The sequence below is a fragment of the Paenibacillus sp. MAEPY2 genome (assembly GCF_000499205.1).
Taxonomy (GTDB): Bacteria; Bacillota; Bacilli; order Paenibacillales; family Paenibacillaceae; genus Paenibacillus; species Paenibacillus vandeheii.
The window spans coordinates 130,833-148,604 of sequence record NZ_AWUK01000006.1 but is presented as its reverse complement, the minus strand read 5'-3'; the positions used below and the strand labels follow the sequence as shown (position 1 = coordinate 148,604).

13 protein-coding genes are annotated in these 17,772 nt (G+C 47.6%); 10 read left to right on the top strand and 3 right to left on the bottom strand.

From position 1 onward, the window contains the following. Positions 1-120: 120 nt before the first annotated feature. The 3 genes from P364_RS0104395 to P364_RS0104385 are packed head-to-tail and all read left to right on the top strand — an operon-like array spanning position 121 to position 4,315. Positions 121-1,494 (top strand): alpha/beta hydrolase, encoded by a 1,374-nt coding sequence (locus P364_RS0104395; RefSeq protein ID WP_024628941.1) that lies wholly within the window; start codon positions 121-123, stop codon positions 1,492-1,494. 2 nt (positions 1,495-1,496) lie between these two features. Next, positions 1,497-2,912, top strand: coding sequence for a hypothetical protein (locus P364_RS0104390; protein WP_024628940.1), 1,416 nt, complete (start codon positions 1,497-1,499; stop codon positions 2,910-2,912). Continuing rightward, entirely contained in the window at positions 2,909-4,315 is a 1,407-nt protein-coding gene (locus P364_RS0104385; RefSeq protein ID WP_024628939.1) for a class I adenylate-forming enzyme family protein, read from the top strand. Before P364_RS0104390 ends, P364_RS0104385 begins: the two co-directional genes overlap by 4 nt. A gap of 236 nt (positions 4,316-4,551) precedes the next feature. On the opposite strand, the gene P364_RS0104380 is transcribed toward P364_RS0104385, so the two are convergent. Both P364_RS0104380 and P364_RS0104375 read right to left on the bottom strand, forming a co-directional pair. Beyond that, positions 4,552-6,321 carry an alpha-glycosidase gene (locus P364_RS0104380; RefSeq protein ID WP_024628938.1) on the bottom strand — a complete coding sequence of 590 codons (1,770 nt, stop codon included), beginning with the start codon at positions 6,319-6,321 and terminating at the stop codon, positions 4,552-4,554. Positions 6,322-6,576: 255 nt separating this feature from the next. Beyond that, on the bottom strand, positions 6,577-7,155 hold the full coding sequence (locus P364_RS0104375) for a hypothetical protein (RefSeq protein WP_024628937.1): 579 nt from the start codon (positions 7,153-7,155) through the stop codon (positions 6,577-6,579). Between the two features lie 404 nt (positions 7,156-7,559). Between P364_RS0104375 and P364_RS0104370 the strand changes: the two genes are divergently transcribed. From P364_RS0104370 to P364_RS0104360, 3 genes are all read left to right on the top strand, one after another. Beyond that, entirely contained in the window at positions 7,560-11,069 is a 3,510-nt protein-coding gene (locus P364_RS0104370) for a DUF4982 domain-containing protein (protein ID WP_024628936.1), read from the top strand. A 489-nt stretch (positions 11,070-11,558) separates the two neighbouring features. After that, on the top strand, positions 11,559-12,683 hold the full coding sequence (locus P364_RS0104365; RefSeq protein WP_024628935.1) for a hypothetical protein: 1,125 nt from the start codon (positions 11,559-11,561) through the stop codon (positions 12,681-12,683). A 54-nt stretch (positions 12,684-12,737) separates the two neighbouring features. Further along, positions 12,738-13,127, top strand: coding sequence for a hypothetical protein (locus P364_RS0104360; protein ID WP_024628934.1), 390 nt, complete (start codon positions 12,738-12,740; stop codon positions 13,125-13,127). A gap of 238 nt (positions 13,128-13,365) precedes the next feature. Here P364_RS0104360 and P364_RS0104355 read toward each other — a convergent pair whose 3' ends face one another. Continuing rightward, positions 13,366-14,934 carry a stalk domain-containing protein gene (locus P364_RS0104355; protein WP_024628933.1) on the bottom strand — a complete coding sequence of 523 codons (1,569 nt, stop codon included), beginning with the start codon at positions 14,932-14,934 and terminating at the stop codon, positions 13,366-13,368. 197 nt (positions 14,935-15,131) lie between these two features. Between P364_RS0104355 and P364_RS0104350 the strand changes: the two genes are divergently transcribed. From P364_RS0104350 to P364_RS0104330, 4 genes are all read left to right on the top strand, one after another. Then, the gene (locus P364_RS0104350; protein ID WP_024628932.1) at positions 15,132-15,332 is read left to right on the top strand and encodes a hypothetical protein; all 201 of its coding nucleotides are present in this window, start codon (positions 15,132-15,134) and stop codon (positions 15,330-15,332) included. Between the two features lie 426 nt (positions 15,333-15,758). Then, positions 15,759-16,142, top strand: a complete 384-nt coding sequence (locus P364_RS0104340; protein WP_024628931.1) for a hypothetical protein — start codon at positions 15,759-15,761, stop codon at positions 16,140-16,142. Between the two features lie 451 nt (positions 16,143-16,593). Next, positions 16,594-17,274 (top strand): DUF4183 domain-containing protein, encoded by a 681-nt coding sequence (locus P364_RS38575; RefSeq protein WP_081717911.1) that lies wholly within the window; start codon positions 16,594-16,596, stop codon positions 17,272-17,274. An 82-nt stretch (positions 17,275-17,356) separates the two neighbouring features. Next, positions 17,357-17,641 (top strand): DUF4183 domain-containing protein, encoded by a 285-nt coding sequence (locus P364_RS0104330; protein WP_024628929.1) that lies wholly within the window; start codon positions 17,357-17,359, stop codon positions 17,639-17,641. The last annotated feature ends 131 nt before the right edge of the window (positions 17,642-17,772 follow it).

Here is a 17,772-nt window from a genome sequence, read left to right as displayed (position 1 = left end):
ACCCCGTCTCTTCAGAGACGGGGTTGTTTGTCGATGTAGCCGAAGGAAGAACAAAGCAGGCATAACGAAAAAAACCAGTGTGTACAAGGGGAATCTATAGGAGAGGCGGTTGATGGCTCAGTGAACACTCCTTCTGTCATCGAATGTGTGGAAGGTTTCAAGGCATCCAGGCTGGACAACACGAGAAAGATTTTTGTCTATTTGCCACCAGGCTATAAGGAGCATGTGGATCATCGTTATCCGGTGTTATACATGCATGCGGGTCAGAGAGCCTTCGGCTCTTCGACTGCGGGAAATGAAACGTGGCACGTAGATCAGGCAGCAGACCAACTGATCGCTCAAGGCTTGATGGATGGGCTGATCATTGTCGGAATTGCCCATGTTCGTCCAGTTACACACAATGAATTCTATCATTTCATTGCGCCTGCAAGAGAAGCGGTGAGTGTGGGCTGCTCCGGCCTGGATTATGAACACTTTATCATTCATGAACTGAAACCGTTCATTGACGAGCATTACCGCACACTTCCGGACAAGGACAATACGGGACTGCTTGGTTCTTCCGCAGCGGCACTCAGCACCTTTCATATGGGAACACGTCATCCCGAAATTTTTGGCAAATTAATCATGCTCTCTCCCTTCTTCGTGGACGTGCAGCTGGACGAAACGTCGGAGAGCAGGCTTCAGGAAGAGAACATGTACCTCATGCCTGAGAGCAGTGCGCCGATTCAAATGTGGATGGATATTGGGGATGCCGAAGGATTGTTTCTGCCTTCCCAGGTAAGGAAAATAGCCCATCAGATGCTTGAACTGGGGTATAAATCTGGCAAGGACATCGCATTTCTGGAACAGCCGGATGCAGGTCATCAGGAAGCGGATTGGGGAGAGCGGGTTCACCTTCCGCTGATGTACATGTTTGGCCGAATCGGCAAACCGGTCTCTCTGGAATTAACGGGGAGGGACGTGATCGGATTGAAGGGCGGCATGAGCGGTCACGTCAATGCGCTGCTTCATCATGATAGTGGGTTTACCATGAGTGTGCTTGAAGGGGAATATAGGTCCGATCAACCCGATGTTCTTGAGGTACGACCCAATGGGGAACTGGTTCCTGTCAAGACGGGTAATGCAGTCGTTACCCTGACGGTGGGAGCGTTGTCGGCATCACGCATGTATACGGTTGTGGAGGAATTATCGGGTCACGTGACAGTCTGCATGAGTGCGGAGGTACCGTATCAGGACATGTATGATGACTCGATCTACGGAGGCATGGGCATGAAGCTTCTGCACGCAGGCGGCGGCCGTTATGAGGGCTGCTTCGAGGTTCCGCGTGACAGCGGATTTCGGTTCAGATTCACGCGAGGCTTCCGGCAGTTTGAGACCGATGCAGATGGCAAGGCACTGCCCAATCGGGTGTTTCGTGCCCATGATAACCTGTCTCTTCATTACAAAATCCAGTCTTGGGGCAGCACAGCTGCCAAGGCCGGGAACAGGAGGTAGCCATGATTAGTCAACCATTTCAACCCACGATGGATATTCCGTATTATTATCCCTGCAATTTTCCTTTGATTCACGAAATTCTTCAGCGTCAGGGCTCCATAAGCAGTCTGGGCCTGCTGGCTTCCAGCCGCTTATATAGCCTGCCTTCCTGTTCAGATCGTGGCCTGATCAAGCCTTATTTTCATAAGCTGGATTATGGGGAGCCGATGTGGGAAGTGGTTGGAGAACGGGAATTTGACAGCTTCGAACAAGGAAAGGCCTATATTCAGGAACGTCTTGGAAATGAGGACCTTTTGATCGTCACAGGCACAAGTTATTGCTTGCCTTACGGGGAGGATTATCGAAATCCGGAATATATTCACAAACTCGTTAAACAAGGCTCGCGCCTGCATCTGGTCGATCATTGGCTGGGTGTGTACGGGATGGATGAGGATCAGTTCTATGTCTATGATCCCGTTCCCTCCAAATATATGGGAGCTGTATCGGCCGCTGATTTCCAGGAGTTCTGGAAAGGAAACAAAAATATCTCTGAGCTTGAAATAGCCCGGCGAAAAGAAACATTACGGACCTATGGCACGATGGAGATTCGTGCGGTGGAAACACTCGACTCTGCAGGCTACCGGAACATGCTGCGCTCTGCGCTGGCGACGCAGGCCCATGAATTCATTTCGGGTAGAACCGTCTGGCAGGGCAATCGTAGCTATTATTTTGGAAAGGCTGTATCTTCACAATTGTTACAAAGACTGCAACCGGATGCCGAGGTGGATCGTGAAAAAGAGAAAGCCATCTCCGCGTTCCTGTTTGACATGCGCTGGAGCCGCTACTTTTTCCGCGATTTGCTGGAAGAGGCCGCCAAATGGCTTGATTCTCCCCATGATCAATATGTTGCGGAATTCGGTGTATTGATAGCTCGCTGGGAACATGCTCACAAGCTGCTGCAGATCGCCAGAATGAAACGAAGCCCTGAATGGCGGGAGCAGCTAACGGATATTATCAAACAATTGGCGGCGGATGAATTGCGCTGGTACGAAGCGCTGATGACGACACATCAGCATGCTGACCGATTCAGACAGACCTCATCGACTGCAGAGAACCCCGCGCCTTCACAACGGGAAGTTATTGAGCGGATTGTGTTGGATAGCTGCGATGAGATTAATCGGTACCATAACGCGCCCATTCCTATGGAGCATGGTTTGCAAGCGCCCTTATATGGAAGGCGGGGGAGACTGGACTCCCTTGAACTTGTCACTTTACTTGCGGTTGTAGAGCAAGGGGTTGAAGATACGTTTGGTGTAGGGATAACTCTCGCGGAAATAGCCGCTGCTTCCATGCCCGAAAGTCCTTACCGAACGGTGGAATCGCTGGTTGAATATTTGGAGGCGCAATTGAAACATGGCCCGAAGGATGATGAGGGATGAATATCACTTTTCTTCTGGAACGGCTCGCTGTGTATGGCAGCCGCCCTGCGTTGATATGGAAGGACGAGCAATATAGTTATAACTGGTTATTGGAGCAGGTGAAGACCCTTAGCGAGTGGATTTCCAGAGAAGGGTTTGAAGGGGCAATCGTTGTGCTTGAAGAGGATTATTCTCCTTATGCGGCAGCGACATTAATCGCTCTTCTGGAACGGAATTGTATTGTGGTTCCGCTGGATCGACACTTGGTTAAGGCTAAACGGAATGAATATACAGCGCTCGCTCAGGCAGAATGGTGCATGAGTGTTGGAGAAGGGGAAGCTATAGCCAGACGCTGCTCCGTGCAAGGCAATCGGTCTCCGATATTGGCAAGGCTGGGTCAGGAAAAGAAAGCAGGTCTGGTGATCTTCTCCTCCGGATCGACAGGACGAAGCAAAGCCGCTGTTCACAGCGCGGATCGTCTGTTGGACGGATTCAGGCGGCAAGTTCGGCCGCTTTGTACGATTCCTTTCATGATGTTTGACCATATTGGCGGCTTAAACACGATGCTGCAATCTCTGTCCAGCGGCGGCTGTTTATGTGTCATACCGGATCGCTCCCCCTTGGAAGTATGCAGAACCATTGAAAAGTATCGCGTTCAGGCGCTGCCGGTCTCACCAACGTTCATGAATCTAATGCTCCTTAGTGAAATCTATCGGGAGTTCGACCTATCCAGTCTCGAAGTGGTCTCCTATGGATCAGAGGTTATGCCAGAGGCGCTGCTTGCAGCATGGAATCGACAGTTCCCGCATGTACGGACGGTGCAGGCTTATGGTATGTCAGAGCTTGGCATTCTGCCGACACGTTCCAAAGATTCGGGTTCCTTGCTATTTACGGTTCGTGATGGAGAAGTCCGTTATCGGATTGTAGACGGGTTGCTTGAGATTCAGAGTGAAACGGCCATGATCGGGTATCTGAACGCTCCATCTCCTTTCACGGAAGATGGTTGGCTTCAGACCGGAGACGAAGCGGAGATGGAGGATGGTTACATTCGCATTCTGGGTCGCCGCTCGGAGATCATTAATGTAGGCGGACGTAAGGTTTATCCTGCGGAAGTAGAAAGTGTTCTGGAGAAAATGGATTCCATTGAAACGGCTGTCATCAGCGGGGAGCCGAGTGGAATTACGGGGCAGATGGTTAAGGCCACGGTCAGACTTACAGGTGAACAGTCTCTTACTGAACTGCGCAGACAAATCTGGGACTTTTGCCAAGACAAGCTGCCACCATACAAAATCCCGCAAAAGATCGTCGTTACTCATGAAACCTTAACAAGCCCAAGAATGAAGAAAATAAGAAATCCCGGTCCAAGCTTCTCCGTTCTTGATGAGGTTGCGGCAAGCATGGAGGACGATTCGGAAGGGATGTAAGAATGAATGAACATATAAATGAAGTGACTCATGAATGCCAATGCAGGATGGGAAATAGTGAGTTGTAATTGGAGAGGGGAACCGTTGGATGCATTATGCACCTACGGTTCCCCTTTTGTTGAACAGATTCGAAGTGATTCGTCCGAGAGATAACCCTTTCACAATTTTATGTGAGATATCTTTATACGACGTACCAAGAGTCGCATCGGAGGAAGGATTTAGATTGTAGCTAGATGTTATGCTTTCACGTGTGATTTCACATCCAGCTGCAGCAGGGAGAAACCGTACGCTTCCAAGTCCAGCTTCAGCTTGTTCTGCTGAGTTTCCCGGGCTGTGGCTGAGAATACATTACGCCAAGTCCCCTGGTGTAGTGGCAACTCCATACTGCGGGGTTCTTCGCTTGCATTCAGGACGAGCACGAATTGTTCCCCGCTCTCCTGATCCTTGCGTCCAATGGCAATGCAGGGATCTCCAGCTTCAGCGTAAATCATCGTGATGTCCGCACCGCGCAATGCAGCGTGTTGTTTACGCAGGGCAATGGCTTGGGTGAAGAAGTCGAGCAGATCCTTGTTCTGCTTCTGTTCGTCCCACTCCATACATTTGCGGCAACCTGGATCATAACCTCCATCAAGCCCTACTTCATCACCATAGTAAATACATGGAGCACCTGGGTACGTAAGCAGCAGCATGACAGCCAGCTTCATTTTGCGAACATCCCCTTCACATAGGGTGAGGAGTCGCGGCGTGTCATGACTGCCAAGTAGGTTGAAAGCTGCCTCGGTTATAGGCTGTGAATAAGCAGCAAGCAGTTTACCAATCTCATTGGCGAACCCGAGACCGTCGAGCTTGCCGAGCACGGCATAGTCCATGACGGAATTGGTGAACGGGTAGTTCATAACCGCATCGAACTGGTCTCCCTGCAACCACATGATGGAATCATGCCAGATTTCACCGAGCAGATAGGCATCCGGATTAAGGGTTTTGACCGTTTGCCGGAATTCGCGCCAGAATTGATGGTCTACCTCATTGGCAACATCCAGCCTCCAACCGTCGATACCCATATCCTGAATCCAGTAGCGGGCCACCTCCAGCAAATATTCTTTGACCTCGGGATGCTCCGTGTTCAGTTTGGGCATAAGGGGTTCGAAGGCAAAGGTTTCGTAAGTGGGAATGCCATCCTCAATACGCGCCGGCCACTCTCTGACATGGAACCAGTCCGCATAACGGGAAGCGGCCCCTTTCTCAAGCACATCCACGAATGGAAGAAACTCTCTCCCGGAGTGGTTAAACACCGCATCCAGAACAACCCGTATGCCACGTTCATGGCACGCATCCACCAGTTCCTTCAATTTCTCGTTGGTGCCAAAGTGGGGATCGACCCTCAAATAGTCTGCGGTATTGTACTTATGGTTGGTTGTAGCCTGGAACACCGGGCAGAAATAAATGGCGTTAATGCCAAGCGCACTCAGATGGTCGAGATGGTCCAGAACGCCTTGCAGGTCACCCCCGAAAAAATTGAAAGGCGTCGGTTCACCGCCCCAGGGCTCTGCGTTCTTCGGACTAATCGAAGGATCACCGTTGGCAAAACGTTCAGGGAAGATCTGATAGAACACAGCATCCTTAACCCAAGCTGGCGGTTCAAAGATATCTACCGGGTTCATAAATGGAAAATCGAAAAATTCCAGCGGATGATCGGGCAGGGCCTGCTCAAATCCGCGTTCCGTCATCCAGACGGATTCCTCGCCCTCAATCAGCTGGAAGCCGTAGCGCAATCTGCGGTAGGGTGGTTGCGCTTCCACTTCCCAATAATCGAACAGGGCATCACGGGCAAAGATCCGCATAGGAAGGTGGAGGATCGTACGATCCCAGGCATATTTATCCCCGACAATAGCGATAACGGCATCCAGATCGCCCCGTTTGGAACGGAGTCTCAGGTGCATGGTCGAACGGTCGTATACGTAGGACCAATTCATTTTGGGACGATGATAAATAGCTTCAAGTAACATGACATTCACTCCTTGGTTGGGATGGATCATACGGCTATAAACGCAAAAAAGGCACAACCCCAATGTTTACGAGGTTGTACCTTTCGGCAGCATAGCCTTTTGATTATAGTGCTATTATACGAACTAATTTGGAAAAAGAAAACACTTTTTTTTCCTGAATTCTCAATTTGTTTATTTTGGAACGAATGGTGTGTCCCGCTTCATGTGTAAGGGTAGAATGATTCAATATCACCACACATTTTGGTGGTCTATTTACTAAAATTCATACCCAAGTTTATTGGCATAAGCAGAGATTTCTTTATGATATTTCTCGATGCTTTTCTTGCCGGTATCAATTTTGGCGTTGGCTTGTTTCAGGACTGCGCTGTTTACCGTTGTTTTGGAGACAGCCTTTTTAGCGAGTTGGAATCCTTCCAGCTGTGTATAGCTACCTTTGATCAAGTTGGCATGGACTTTTTGCAGCTCCGCATTTTGCGGCTTGATCAGCTTCAGCTTGGATACATATTTGGTGTAGTTAGGAATCGCAGTGTTGGTCAATTTCAGGAAAACGGACTTGCGATTGGAGGATGTAATGTAAAATCCCCCTCCCAAAGCATTGAAGGCTTTCTCCTCATATACAGATGCGCTATCCAGTTGATCCAGGTAGTTCAGGAAATCCTCTTCCTCGGCTGTAAGTTCCGGCTCTTCTTCTGTTGTGTCAACTTCGGAGTATGCGTCATCCGAATATGTAGTGGTTGAGTCATCCGCAGCAGCGGCATACGACCCTGCAGGTGCGAATACCCCGCCGAGCAAAACAAAACTCATAATGATTGATAGTACCCATGATTTCTTCACGTTCTAATTTCCCCTATCTGTATATGTGATATTATTCCAATGGATAATCTAACATAGCACGACAAGAAATTACAGGAATCGATTGACAGACATGGAATCTATAATTTGTTGTGAATCAACAAAAGGGAGAATAGGAGTCCAGATTGCAGTGCTATATTTTCTAATGAATGATTAATGTAGTTAGATGAATAAAAATAGAATTCGTAAGGTCCCGACTTGAATCAATCGAGAGCGGGATCTTTTTTTAATTAAATCTGCCCAAAATGGACGTACAGAGAGCGGTCAGATGATATAATCGAGTGAAGGTTATGGTCTCACCATAGTATTTCCGAAAAGGTTTTCGGTGGGAAGTATATTTTTGTTTGTAACCGCAATCATAAAACACACAGAAAGTGAGAGCTGAGATGAATCAGAAAAGGCTTTTTACAGATGGATGGCAGTTTGCAAAAAGTAAGCTGGAGGTTACGGAACCTGCGGGGTTAACGTTTGAACCGGTGGAGATTCCTCATGATTGGCTGATCTATAATACGCTTGAACTGTATGAGGACAGCATTGGTTGGTACCGCAAGACATTCCCTTATACGAAGGATGAGCAGCAGCTTCTGCTTTGTTTTGACGGGGTGTACATGGATTCTTCTGTATATGTGAACGGGAAGCTTGTGGGGGAATGGAAATACGGCTATTCGGCTTTTGAGCATGAGATCACGAGTGCATTGGTGGAGGGCGACAACGAAATTATAGTCAAAGTTGTGCATCAGAGCCCCAACAGCAGATGGTATTCCGGGGCCGGAATTTACCGCAATGTATGGCTCAAAACGAGAGATCGGAATCACATCGTCACAGACGGTACCTATGTATCCATTCAGCAGCAGCCAGAAGGTTGGCAGGTTGAAGTGGATACGGAGCTGAATCTCGACCAGAACGCACAGCTTGTCCATACGATTTGGTATCAGGGTAAGCAGATCGTATCCAGCAAAGCTGACGTTATGACTACAGCGGGTAAAGACGCCGGACAAAGAGAGATACAATCCAGCAGCCAACAGCTGAAGGTGGATCATCCGAAGTTATGGAGCCCGGATGAACCGAATCTGTATGAGCTGGTAACGGAGCTGCAAGTGGCTACAGGTGAGCAGGGCTATGAGACGTTTGAGACCTTCACACAGCGTATTGGCTTCAGGGATATCAAGCTTGATGCAAGCGAAGGCTTCCACCTGAATGGGGTCAAGATGAAGCTGAACGGCGTGTGTGAACACCATGATCTTGGGGCGCTTGGGGCTGCTTTTAACCTGACGGCGTTGCGTAGAAGATTTGGGTTGTTGAAGGAAATGGGCGTCAATGCCATCCGGACCGCTCATAACATGCCTGCCAAAGAGTTCATGCAGCTTGCGGATGAAATGGGTATGTTGATCGTTTCGGAAGCGTTTGATATGTGGGAGAGAGCCAAAACCCCTTACGACTATGCGAGATTTTTCCCGGAATGGGCACATACCGATGTGAAGAGCTGGGTGAAGCGGGATCGTAATCATGCATGTCTGATCATGTGGAGTATCGGGAACGAAATCTATGATACCCATGCGGATGAGCGGGGGCAGGAAGTAACTCGCATGCTGATGGAGTATGTACTGGAATTTGATCCAAAAGGGAATGCAGGCGTGACCATCGGTTCGAACTACATGCCGTGGGAAAACGCGCAAAAATGCGCTGATATCGTGAAGCTCGCAGGCTATAACTACGCGGAAAAGTATTACGACAAGCATCACGAGGAACATCCGGACTGGATTATCTATGGTAGTGAAACGTCGTCTGTGGTACAGAGCCGTGGGATCTATCACTTCCCGTTTGAGCAATCCATTCTGGCGGACGATGACGAGCAGTGCTCGGCTTTGGGTAACAGTACGACAAGCTGGGGCGCGAAGTCCGCAGAATATTGCATTTTGGCAGAACGGGATACGCCGTATTCATTGGGGCAGTTCTTGTGGACCGGATTCGATTATATTGGAGAGCCGACACCATATCATACGAAGAATTCGTATTTTGGACAGCTGGATACAGCAACGTTCCCGAAAGATTCCTACTATATCTACCAAGCAGCCTGGACGGATTACAAGAAAAGTCCGATGGTTCACCTGTTCCCATACTGGGATTTCAGCCCTGGTCAGCTGATCGATGTACGCGTGTGCAGTAATGCGCCGAAGATTGAATTGCAGCTGAATGGCAAGACGATCGGCACGTATGATATCGACCATTCAAAGGGAACCCAGCTGGCAGGCTGGTGGAAAGTGCCATATGAAGAAGGTGAGCTCAAAGCCATCGCGTATGATGAGAACGGTAACGTCATTGCAACGGATGTGCAAAGATCCTTCACAGACGCGAAGAAGGTTCGTTTGAAAGCAGATCGGGAGCAGCTGCAAGCGGATGGTACAGATCTGATTTTCGTGGAAATTCAAGTGGAAGATGAAGCAGGCAATCCCGTGCAAAATGCAAACAACCGTGTGCAGGTCCAAGTGACAGGTGCAGCCCGTCTGCTGGGTCTGGATAATGGCGATAGCACGGACTATGATCCATACAAAGGATTGAGCAGAAGATTGTTCAGCGGTAAGCTGATGGCAATCATTGGAGCAACGAACGAGCCGGGAACCGTGCGGATCGAGGTGACTTCGGAAGGATTGGAAGGCGCAGTTGCTGAGTTCGAATCGCAAGCTGTTGCAGGCACAGGAGATCATACCTTTGGTGATTCCGGGGCCGCTGCAGGTCAGGAACAGACTGTACTCATGAGTAATACGGAACGTCCGGTGTTGACGGGACGCGGCCAGGAGATTCCTTTGCGCAAAATCGAGATCATCAGTGAAGATGGACAGCTATTCGATCCATCGAAACAACACATGACGGTGAGCGCCAAGCTGTACCCGGAGAACACATCCTATCGCGATATTGAGTGGGCAGTGGTGAACGATGCAGGTATCGAATCCAACATTGCCAAGGTTGAAGTGATTCATGCGGAAGCGGGCGTGGATGGAGAGAGTCAACATCTGGTGAAGGTCATGGCGCTGGGGGATGGTGAATTCCGGCTTCGTGCGACGAGCAGTAACGGTACGGATAAAACGAAACTGATTTCCCAACTGGAGTTCAAAGCAACGGGTCTGGGCACGGCTTACAAAGATCCATACGGCTTTATTACTGGCGGACTCTACGATTACACCAAAGGGGATGTCGGCAACGGCAATGAACGCGGGGTAGCGACAAGCCGGGATGGGGAGACACATGTAGGCTTCCGGAATATCGACTTCGGGCCGTACGGTTCCGATACCATTACGATTCCAATCTTTGCATTGTCCAGTGAAGAGTACTTCATTCAGATCTGGGAAGGCATGCCGGATGAAGAGGGAAGCACACTGCTGGCAGATGTGGTGTATGACAAAGAATCCAGATGGAATGTGTATCAGGAAGAGACGTATCAGCTGTCCAAGCGGTTGAGCGGGATTACGTCAATCTGTTTTGTACTGAAGCAGAAGATTCATATCAAAGGCTTCACGTTTGAGCGCCAAAGCCGCGCATTTGAGCAGAATACGGCTGCATCATGCGATCATCTCTATGGAGATACATTCAAGATCGAGGGCGAACATGTTGAGGGGATCGGAAACAATGTGTCGCTGGAGTTTGAAAATATGGACTTCACGGCAGAAGGTACGTCGAAGCTCGTGATCTATGGCCGTTCGCCGATTGATAAAAACACGATTCATATCCGCTTTGCAGGTGAGGACGGACAGAGCAATCAACTGGTCGAATTCACACAATCCGAAGGATATGAGGAGCGGGTATTTGAGCTTGAGCAGGTAAAAGGTGTGCAGAAGGTAACCTTTATCTTCTTGCCGGGCAGTCAGTTTGACTTTGGCTGGTTCCGGTTCGAGAAGTAGGAGCAGCGGGGAGGGGTTTCATTTGAAGAGAGCTCTCCCGGGCTATATCTTCCTGAGTATATTGGGTAGAAACGCGTCCAAGTCAGATTTTTAAAAAAAAGGTTTCCCAGGGCAAGCAAGCATCCTTCGAGATTGGACTTGCCTTGAGGGAGCTCTTTTTATTTTTCCATATATAGAACTATGGATTGGACCCTAATGTAGTTATATGGATCGAAGAGATCAATGACTTTTATCCCATTTTCAGCCGATTTTATTGCGGTTTTTGACTGGGATCATTTAGGATATAACATGTTGTATTGCATCGGTTGTGCGTCTGATAATTCCTATAACAAGTAATAAATACCCATGGGGAAGGAGCGATATTCATCGTCATACGTGGGGAAACAGGTTTTCTTAGATCGCTGACCCTTGCTAAGTCACTACCTAGAGTGCCAGGTGTCGTGGCACAGAGTAATTGAATTCAGAGTAGCTTTTAAGGAAGAGTATGCATTGAAAAAGAAACTATTTTTAATATTCGTAATGGTATTCAGCCTCTTTCCCAGTGCGCTATATGCAGAGCAGGACGAACCATTCTTGATTCATAATGTTTACCAGTATGACCCTGAAACGTATGATAAAATAAAGTCGTTCGATTATCTGAGAATCGAATTGTTGCCGAACAACGAATTATCTTTTCAATTGGAAGCAGGCGCTGATACTCTGGAAATCGACCATGTCATGTACGAGCGCAATGTGGATGAAGAATCGAATACAACCTTGATTTCAGCTGAAGGATCGTTGGATAACGGGAATTCCTTTATACTCAAATTAGGCTATGACCAAATTGAAAATGCCAACGGTGATTTGATCATTACAGAAGTTTCCGACAAAGATGCATTTCCAAAAGAAACGTTCATACGTTTTAACAATAACGAATGGATTACGTTAAAAGAAATGCATGAAGGGATCCAGAGTGATGAATCATTTAGAGTGGCCGAAGAACCAAATATGATTGGGCCATTGGCGGCCAATCTTCCGGTCGTGAAATCATCCAAGTATGGCCAATACACATTCTCGAATGTACAATGGAACACAACTAATTTGATGACGAATAATGCCAACAATCTTCAAGTCAAGTTTCAACCATTATTCTCAAATCTGAATACGTGGAAAGCCCCGAATGGCAGTACCGGGCAACTAATCAAGAAACAATCCGAAATCTTCACCATACTGACGCGGTATGAGTCTCTTCAAACGACGGCTCCTTATGTTATTGCGTACACTTATCCTATCGTCCGGGAATCCAATCAACGGACGATTCCGATTGCCTTATCTTACAGCGGCATAGGAACTGAAATCCAGATTCCGGTTGGCTCGAAAAATACCAAAGTGGATGGAGCAAGAGCTAGGTGGGACCTGAACGATATTTCAATTCCCTTGCAAGATTCGCAAGGCAGAGATTTGGATAAGTATACGATTCAGGGAACTTCAAGCTTAACCGGCAAAGGAAACGTAAAAATTGAAGTGGGAGTATACGTGAAGATCGGGGCGTTCTACTCCTTTGCAAACAAACCTGCACAATGGACGACATTCACGGATAATTACACCCATGTCATTAATGCAAAAGCACAGTGATCAACAGTTTTTCATGAAGCAAGGTTAGCTTGTGCTTCAACCGAGGAGGCAGTGATGAAGAAGACTTTTATTGTATTGTTGCTTGTATTGTTCATCGCGGGTTGCGGTAAAAACAACGTGGACCAGGCTACCGAGCATTTGCTACGTACGCAACAAAGCGAGAATGAAATATCGGTGGTCGTGTTTGGAGATCGCGATTGGGAGGACGGTTATGTAAGAGAATTACAGACTGGTCTTGATGACCTGAACAACAACATCAGACAAGAGAACCCGGTGACAAACGTGTCGTTTGTAAACGTAAAGGATGACCGGAACTACAATTACGAGAAGATTTTCAATCTTCAGACGTATCCGCGGATTCTAATTTTTCAGCATAACAAGGTCATCATGGAATCGGGCAAACCTCAAGATATTATTGATTTTCTGGAAAAAGAGGCGGAATAATGTCTTTCCATTGACAAGCTCGGCGAGAGGCGCCGTGAGCTTTAAATGGATAACAAGGGAGCAAATAAGGTAACCTTTATTTTCCTGCCGGGTAGTCAGTTTGACTTTGGCTGGTTCCGGTTCGAGAAGTAGGACGGCAGAGAAGAATTGAATTAAATTAATCCTCTTCAAGTAAACGGTGTTCGTTAAGAACAGGACGTTTACCTGAAGGGGATTGTTTTGTATGTTAAGCAACTGTTCAGTTTCCTGAATCTTTCTTATCAGCATCGTCAATGGTCAGCATAGCTTTCTCAGGATCCCAGGACACGTTCAATCCCAAACCACGCAATATCTCAAAAGGCACAGTGGTTGCTCCCGAGTAATTATTTATCGGTTCAGGTAGCTGCATGACTTGCTCCCCAGACGCATCTGCGGAAGTTATAACATACTGTGTTTCGTGAGGGAGGATTGTAATTGTTCGATTGTCATATTTCAACGTATAGTAGTCCAGGCTACCTTCCACCTTATGAGTCTCAAATTCTGCTCCGAGTGCTGCGGCTATGGCTTTAATTGGCAGTTGAATGGTCTTGGGCGTTTCAACAGCGGCATACATTGACTGGAACAGCTCACCGTTCAGATATACATCTGTACCCATCTTTGCTTGAACGGGTTTGTAGACCATGCCTCCTGATGATGTTGCAGGTGCCCCCGCTTCCTCGTACTTATCACTTCCCCAGCCCCAGACGGTTCCATCCGAGGATAAGGCAAGACTGTGGTAATATCCTGCTGAAATGTCGGTAATGCCGGATAGATGGTTTACTTTTCCTTCTTTGCCAGCCACGGTCCTTCCGTAACTGTACACCTCACCGGAAGTCGTGAGTAATAACCTATATTGTGAATTTCCATCTATCTTCTTCACTTTGAAGTCGTAATGGAAGGCAAACGCTTTCCCTTTCTCGTCCAAACCCCAAACTTTCCCGTTCTTATCCAGTGCAAGCAGGGATGTATCTGAACTTGTGATCGATGATATGTTGGTCAGGCCTTTTATTTTGGTAGGTTTGAACAGGACTTTACCGGGTTCGTCGGGCTCATTCCACGTCCATACGGACCCATCTTTCTTCAGAGCATATCCATGCAGACCTGCGGTTTCAATCTGGATGATATCTTTCAGTCCACTGATCGCATGCGGTTTACGTAAGTGATCAGAATCGCTTCCTTGAGCTGCCGGGTGCTGCCATGACCAGACTGTCCCGTTCTGGAGAAGGGCGATGTTGATAGTACCAGTCACCACATCCTTCGCAGAGTGGATGCTTTCGACTTTGCTGGGTAGTTTACCAGCACCCCACTCCCAGACGGTTCCATCCGCCTGAACGGCTGCATTGATTCCACCACCGGCGGCGGAAATAGCTATTACATTGGATAGTTCCGGTATTCGGATTGGACTAGACGTATGACGATATCGAACCTTTTCGCTCACACCCAGCTCTCCGAACAGATTACGGCCCCAGGTCCAGACTGAACCATCACTTCTCAAGGCAACAGTGTAATAATAAGCCCCCTCTACAGCGGTATAATGTAGTTTCTTCTCTGCGCTTGTTACAGCCGATCGAACAGAAGTATTACTGGCGGAATGCTGTACGTTAGTGGCTGCGTGAGCGTTTGGTTCAGCTGTCAGCTCCATCAACAGGCCTGACGCAACTAATGCGGCAGCCATTGCGATGGCGAATCGTCGTGCTGATTTACTTTTACCCTTGGGTCTATGATTCAAGCGTGAAGTGGAGCGTTGTTTGTCTTTTGCTGTATCATCAAATGGGTTAACCGAACGCATGGTATCGCCTCTTTTCGGATGAGATGGACGTGAATGAAGCATTGTTATATAAACACTTTATGGAGGATTGAAGTTACATACAAATGATAAAAATTCCTTTGTATTGAAAATCGATGCTGAGTGTGTTTAAGTTTTTTTTAACCAGCACATAGGTAACATGTACGGAGTCCTTAGCGTTATTAACATGAGGTGATTGGATGAAAAGAGTACTGCTCACGCTTTCGTTAGCGTTAATGATGTTAACAGCCTGTGAGGCAATTGATCAGACATTGGATTCTCCAGTAATCTTGAATTCATTTCCAAAAATTATTGAACCACATAACCCTGAGCAAGCGGAGCGAAGCGGGGATGTCGTTGTACTTCTCGATGGCATGCGGAATCGGTACGATGAAGAGTGAGCAAGGACGTGTTTTTTTACGTGTTAACTGAGTGCGAGAAGGAAGGGAGTACCTTTTCGATGCCCAAGCTATGAGAGCGAGCGGTTGGGAAATGCGGTTAATGCTGCAAATAAAAATCCTGTGAAGCCGAGGCTTTTCAGGATTTTTTGATATTAGCTTCTGTGGAACGAGGGTTGTTAATGATAGTATTTCGTTTAGTATACCTCAGAGCTGCGTATGGACAATCGGTTCAGGCAACGCCGCTTCATCTGACACTTTAACGGAAAAGTAGAGTATGAAAGGGAGAACGATCAAGATAAGACCGAGGATGACGGCGATGATAATACTCTTTTTGTTCAAAGTATAGGCTCCTTTCGGAAAAGAGATTATAGCACATTGGGTATATACCCTATATATTAACCAATCGATCGAATTTTGGAGGGATAAATGATAAAGAGAATCTGGATGTTGTGCTCGTTGATGCTCCTCATTACGGGATGTGGTCAGAATAATAAAGAGAAAGCAATTGAAGTGTTGGTCCAAAATCAAATCCATGATGTTACTCTGATTGTGTTTACAGACAAACCTGTGGAATCCTCATTCATTAAACAATTACAGACCAGTATAGACTATATTAATAATCAAAACTTGAGAACAAAAGGCTCCATTACGAATGTGAATTTTTATAATGTTCGTGAGGGGAAGCAGTTCAATTACGAGAAAATTTTTGATTTGCAAACATACCCGCACCTTGTTCTTTTTGAAGGAAATCAAATCATTCTTGAAACACAGCAGCCTGAAGAGATGGTTAAGTATTATGAAAAGAAGTAGGAGAGAACATAGCTTTCTTGAGATATTGTGAGTAGAGAATGAACGATTAGTAAGACAAAGGACTATGGCAGGAGCTGTTGTCTTTTGTTATTGGGCATCCTTCCTAGTTATTCGCACACTCTCCGAATGTGCTAAGGACATAGTATAGGGCATATACACTGTGTGTTTTGGCCTAAGGAGAGTGAACGTTTTGAAGTATCTCAATAAGAGGATAGCTACGCCTAAACGATTAAGATCCAGACGTTCAATATCGAAATGCAGAAACAAATCCCCGGGAAAACGCAGGAAATGCCATATTATCCGTAAACCCTGTCGGAGAAAGCACCGCTCCCTACGACCGAAGCGTCTAATTAGACAACTGAAAGTAGTCTGTGGCAAAAAAATCATTGCTTTGCCGAGGGGGATTGGCGTCAACCCGGTATTTCCGGAGCATGGGTCCCTGCTCGCTCCGATGAGACAACATGAACCGGAGACGGTCGGACCGCCCGGAATGCAAGGTCTAGTGGGGGAGCAAGGTGCCGAAGGCCCTGCTGGCCCTCACGGCGAGCATGGCCCACCGGGATTTCCCGGAGCGCAAGGTCCCGCCGGTCCTCCCGGTGAGCAGGGCGTGCCAGGCCCTGCTGGCTCTCCGGGCAAGCAAGGCGACCCGGGCCTGCCCGGAGCGCAGGGCCCCGTCGGCCCTCAGGGAGAGCGAGGCGACCCGGGCGTGCCAGGAGCGCAAGGCCCCGTCGGCCCTCAGGGCGAGCAAGGCGACCCGGGCGTGCCAGGAGCGCAGGGCCCCGCTGGTCCTCAGGGCGTGCAAGGTCCGCCGGGCAGCATACCCGGAATTGAGATCATTCCTACGGTAAACCGTTACTTCTATTTTCCAGACACCGATCTTAATTTATCGGACTCGGTTACGATCCCCGTGGGGGAATTCGTGAATGACGATGGTCGGAGTGTATCCGAATTTGCAGGAATAGGACTTACCAGTATCTACAATCTTTATATCAACGGGATCCTACAGCCAGGTAACTCATATGACGTAAGTAAAGTTATGCTATTTTTCCCTTCACAAGGTGGTGTGCTCTTTGCTGGAACGCCGATCATTGTGGAGATAATTCAACTAACAGCAAATATAACAAATGGTTAAATTTGGTCAAACCTCCTCGTGACTTCGCCTTCACTTCTCTCGAAACTACCACATATACTATGTCAGGTAGGAGGTGAGAACCATGCCACTCGTAACCCCATTTCAGAACAGTGTAAGATTTGCTGCAACCATTGGTGACGGAACGGGTACCGGAGCAACGTTTGCGATTGCTGCAACTGCTTTTACAAACGACGCCGGTGCATCTGCAACTGCATTTCCAGGCACGTTCAATTATTATAATCTTTATATTAACGGCATTATGCAGACAGCAGATACTTCCACTGTTACAACCACTACAATTACGATTCCCGGTGGAGACGCACTGAATGCTGGAATTCCAGTTGTAGTACAATTCGTCGTGTCTTAATGCTTACCTGAATCCTGCTGCATCATTACCTTGTTCGACTTCTATCGCAGATAGAAGTCGTTCTTTTTTTGTACAAGGCACCAGTCGACTCTAAGGGAAGTATGCACTAATGCGCAAAATAGCTGCCTAAG